General features: G+C 61.6%; 4 protein-coding genes. 2 read left to right on the forward strand and 2 right to left on the reverse strand.

Going from position 1 to position 4,528, the window contains the following annotated elements; all coding sequences use genetic code 11:
* Nucleotides 1-144 precede the first annotated feature (144 nt).
* Complete coding sequence (locus tag HX783_RS29325) at nucleotides 145-939, reverse strand: class II aldolase/adducin family protein (RefSeq protein ID WP_177019187.1); 795 nt, start codon at nucleotides 937-939, stop codon at nucleotides 145-147.
* A 230-nt stretch (nucleotides 940-1,169) separates the two neighbouring features.
* The gene (locus HX783_RS29330; protein ID WP_177019188.1) at nucleotides 1,170-2,075 is read right to left on the reverse strand and encodes a LysR family transcriptional regulator; all 906 of its coding nucleotides are present in this window, start codon (nucleotides 2,073-2,075) and stop codon (nucleotides 1,170-1,172) included.
* A gap of 226 nt (nucleotides 2,076-2,301) precedes the next feature.
* Between HX783_RS29330 and HX783_RS29335 the strand changes: the two genes are divergently transcribed.
* Together HX783_RS29335 and HX783_RS29340 are read left to right on the forward strand one after the other, a co-directional pair.
* A complete protein-coding gene (locus HX783_RS29335; protein ID WP_177019189.1) occupies nucleotides 2,302-2,913 on the forward strand; it encodes a cysteine dioxygenase in 612 nt (203 codons plus the stop codon).
* Nucleotides 2,910-4,493, forward strand: a complete 1,584-nt coding sequence (locus HX783_RS29340; RefSeq protein WP_177019190.1) for a rhodanese-related sulfurtransferase — start codon at nucleotides 2,910-2,912, stop codon at nucleotides 4,491-4,493. The genes HX783_RS29335 and HX783_RS29340 overlap by 4 nt, the downstream gene beginning before the upstream one ends.
* Nucleotides 4,494-4,528 lie beyond the last annotated feature (35 nt).

Genomic DNA, 4,528 nt, shown 5'->3' on the forward strand with positions numbered 1-4,528 from the left:
AGGTGCCGAGTGGTGGGGCGAAGACTTTTTGGTTACTTTTGTGTCTTTACAAAAGTGACCCGCCGTAAGGGCGGAACCCTAAGCCGCCGTTACCGCAGCAACGGATATGTACTCACACTATCTAATCCCCACCCCACCCAACAATCAATCCTTATACTCCGTATCAGTGCGCTCAAGCTGCCGAATCAACGCATTCCAATGCCGCGCCACGCCCGGCCCGGCCCCGTTGCTGAACACCTTGGCCTGCTCCTCAACCTTGGCCACCACTTCCGCCGGCGGGAAGATCAACTCCGCATTGCCGCCCGCCTGCGCCGCGACCTGGATATTGCACGCACGCTCCAGCCCCTGCAGTTGCTGGAACGCATGCTCAACACTCACCCCCGCCGTCAACAAGCCGTGGTTACGCAGGATCATCACGCTCTTGTCGCCCAAGTCCGCCACCAATCGCTCACGCTCGTCCAGGTCCAGCGCCACGCCTTCATAGCCGTGGTACGCCACACGCCCGGAGAACGCGATGGAATGCTGGGAAATCGGCAGCAGCCCGTCCTTCTGCGCCGACACCGCAATACCGTCACGGGTATGGGTGTGCAGCACCGCTTGCAAGTCAGGACGCGCACCGTGGATCGCGCTATGGATCACATACCCGGCGTAGTTGATGCCCAGGCCCGTAGGGTCGTCGACGATGGTGCCGTCGAGGTCGACCTTGACCAGGTTGGACGCGCTGATTTCATCGAACAGCAAACCGAAGGCATTGATCAGAAAATGCTCCTCCGGCCCCGGCACACGGGCGGAGAAGTGCGTGTAAATGTGGTCGGTCCACTTGTACAACGCCGCCAGTCGATAGGCCGCGGCCAATTTGACGCGCACCTCCCACTCTTCTGGCGTCACGCGCTGGCGAACATTGCTGGAGATGCTGGAGATCGAGGTGACGCTGCTCATGGCAAAACTTCCTGGATGGCCTTAAGGACTTCCAGTCAGCCTAGGGGAAGCTGAAAAATAATAAAAAGCACATTTTAATCTAAGCTAATTATTATATTTTTTTATGATAGTTCCCACGCTCCGCGTGGGAATTCAGCCCGGGACGCTCCGCGTCCCACAGGGTGACGCAGAGCGTCACAGGAGACATTCCCACGCAGAGCGTGGGAACGAGTATTACAGAGGATAGAGGATCAGGCGGCGTTGCGGATCTTGTGCAACGACGCCGCCACCAGCTTGCCAAACGCATCCACCGGCCCTTGCAGGTTGCCGAGAAAATGCGGATAGATCAGCCACAAATCCATCACCGGCTTGAAGTCCTTGAGCGGCATGACCGCCAGTTGATCACGGTGAGCGCTGCGTTCCAGAAGCGGGCGTGGCACCAGGCCAAGGCCCAGACCGTCGGCCACCAAGCCCAACTGCAATTCAGTGCCGAAGGTTTCCAGGTTCACCCGCAGCGCCAGGCCCTGATCGGACAAGGTGCGCTGCAAACCGGCACGAAAACCGCAGCCGTCCGGGTTGAGAATCCAGCCGTTCTGATACACATCGGCCAGCTTGCAGGGCTTCTTCGGCAGCTGCGCCTTGGCGCACACCACCACCAGTTCCATCTTGCCGATGGACTCGCCAACGATGTTGTCGGGGAAAATCTTGCCCGCAGGAAACAGCGCCGCCGCTGCGTCCAGCTCGCCGCGTTCGATCTTGCCGACCAGTTGGCTGCCCCAGCCGGTGGCGACCTGGGCGCGCAGGTCGGCGTATTCGGTGCGCAGGTGTTTGAGCGCATCCAGCAGCACCACATCGCCGATGGTCTGCGGCACGCCCAGGCGCAACACGCCAGTGGGCGGCGCGTCGGTGGCCACCAGTTCGCGCAGGGCATCCATTTCACGCAGGATCAACCGGCATTGTTCATAAACCCGCGTGCCGATCAGCGTAGGCTTCAGGGGTTTGGTGTTACGGTCGAACAGCTCCACACCCAGCGCCTGCTCGAAGTTCTGCACGCGGCGGGTGATAGCCGGCTGGGTCAGTTGCAACGACTCGGCGGCATGGCTGATGGACTGGCAACGAATCACTTCGACAAAGGCATCGATATCGTCAATTTTCATTTGGGCCGCACATAGAGAACAGTCATTAAGATGTGTATCAAGCATAGTTGCCGGAACGCTGCCTGGATAGCCCGCGCTGTGATCGATAACGTCTAACGCTATTCAGACCAGTTCTAAATTACCTTCGGCTATAAGCTAATCATTAAAAAATAGCATATTAACTATAAACATTATGCTTAGATAGACCCATCGACATGCACCTATCAAAGCACCGGATGGAATTGCCATGACCCAGGCCCGACACCCCGAGAGACTCAGAGCCTTTATAGGCGCCCTGGCGGAACTGATTGACGGCAACCCACGCGAAGGTGACCTGCTGCACCGTGGCGGCAAGCTGCTGGCGCAACTGGTCAGCCATGATGACTGGCTCCCCGACGACTACGCCCAACCCGACCCCGAGCGCTACCAGCAATTCCTGCTGCATGCCGATTCGCGCCAGCGCTTCAGCATCGTCAGCTTTGTGTGGGGGCCGGGGCAAAGCACGCCGATTCATGATCACCGCGTGTGGGGCCTGATTGGCATGCTGCGCGGTTCGGAGTTTTCCCAAGGCTTTGAGCGTGCGCCCGACGGCCGCCTGATCGCCGAAGGCAAGCCGGTTCAGTTGCTGCCGGGCCAGGTCGAAGCCGTGTCGCCCAAGGTCGGCGATATCCATCAAGTCAGCAATGCCCACCGTGACCAGGTGTCGATCAGCATTCATGTGTACGGCGCCAATATCGGTGCCGTGCGCCGCGCGGTGTATCAACCCGACGGCAGCGAGAAACTGTTTATCTCCGGTTACTCCAACGCCTACCTCCCGAACATCTGGGATTTGTCCAAAGAAAAGAGCCCTGCCCTATGACCACCGTATCGAACCGCAGCTTTGCCCAGATTCGCCAGGCCCTGTTGGACCGTGAAGAAGTCGCCCTGATCGACGTGCGCGAAGAAGCGCCGTTTGCCGAGTCCCACCCGCTGTTCGCTGCGAATATCCCGCTGTCCAAACTGGAGCTTGAGGTGTACGCGCGCATTCCGCGCCGCGATACCCAGGTCACTGTCTACGACAACGGCGAGGGCCTGGCTGAACGTGCCGCCGAGCGCCTGGTTGCGCTGGGCTATACCCAGGTCAGCCTGCTTGAGGGTGGGTTGAACGGTTGGCGCGAAGCCGGTGGCGAGTTGTTTATCGACGTCAACGTACCGAGCAAAGCCTTTGGCGAACTGGTTGAGAGCGAGCGCCATACGCCGTCCCTGGCCGCCGAAGAAGTGCAGGCCCTGCTCGACAGCCAGGCCGACGTGGTGGTGCTCGACGCACGCCGCTTCGACGAATACCAGACCATGAGCATTCCCACCGGCATCAGCGTGCCCGGTGCCGAGCTGGTGCTGCGCGCCCGTGAACTGGCGCCGGACCCGGCCACGCGCATTATCGTCAACTGCGCCGGGCGCACGCGCAGCATTATTGGCACTCAATCGCTGATCAACTCCGGCATCGCCAACCCGGTGTCGGCCCTGCGCAACGGCACCATCGGCTGGACCCTGGCCGGGCAAAAACTCGCCCACGGCCAGTCGCGCCGCTTTGCGCCGACCCGCGAAGAACACCGCCAGATCGCCGCCCAGGATGCGCGCCGCGTGGCCGATAAAGCCCGCGTCGGCCGCGCCACCCTGGCCGACCTGCAACGCTGGCAGCAGGAACCCACGCGCACCACTTACCTGTTCGATGTGCGCACCCCGGAAGAATTCGAAGCCGGCCACTTGCCCGGTGCGCGCTCCACACCGGGCGGCCAGTTGGTGCAGGAAACCGACCACGTCGCCAGCGTGCGCGGTGCGCGCCTGGTGCTGGCGGATGACGACGGCGTGCGCGCCAATATGTCCGCTTCCTGGCTCGCGCAACTGGGCTGGGACGTGCATGTGCTGGACGACCTGCAAGCAGCGCATTTCAGCGAGCACGGTGCCTGGGTCGCCCCGGTGCCGGCGCCGCAGCAAGCCGAATTGATCAGCCCGCACACTTTGGCGGAGTGGCTCACCCATGGGGACACGGCGGTGCTGGATTTCACCCCGAGCGTCAATTACGTCAAGCGCCATATCCCGGGCGCCCACTGGGCCCTGCGTGCGCAATTGCCCGAGGCGCTGGCCAAGGTGCCGCCTGCCGAACGTTATGTGCTGACTTGCGGCAGCAGCCAGCTGGCGCGCCTGGCCGTGGCCGAAGTCGAGGCGCTGACCGGCAAGCCGGTGTTCCTGCTGGAAGGCGGCACCACCCACTGGATCGCCGAACAACTGCCCTTGGAAGCCGGTGAAACCCACCTGGCCTCACCGCGCATCGACCGCTACCGCCGACCGTACGAAGGCACCGACAGCCCCAAGGAAGCCATGCAGGCGTACCTGGATTGGGAGTTCGGCCTGGTCGAACAACTGGCACGCGACGGCACCCATGGTTTCTATGTGATCTGACCCACCCCAACCTGCCTGCACCCTTTTCCAAGCCC

Origin of the sequence: Pseudomonas sp. D2002, assembly GCF_013385735.1 — a bacterium.
Classification (GTDB): domain Bacteria; phylum Pseudomonadota; class Gammaproteobacteria; order Pseudomonadales; family Pseudomonadaceae; genus Aquipseudomonas.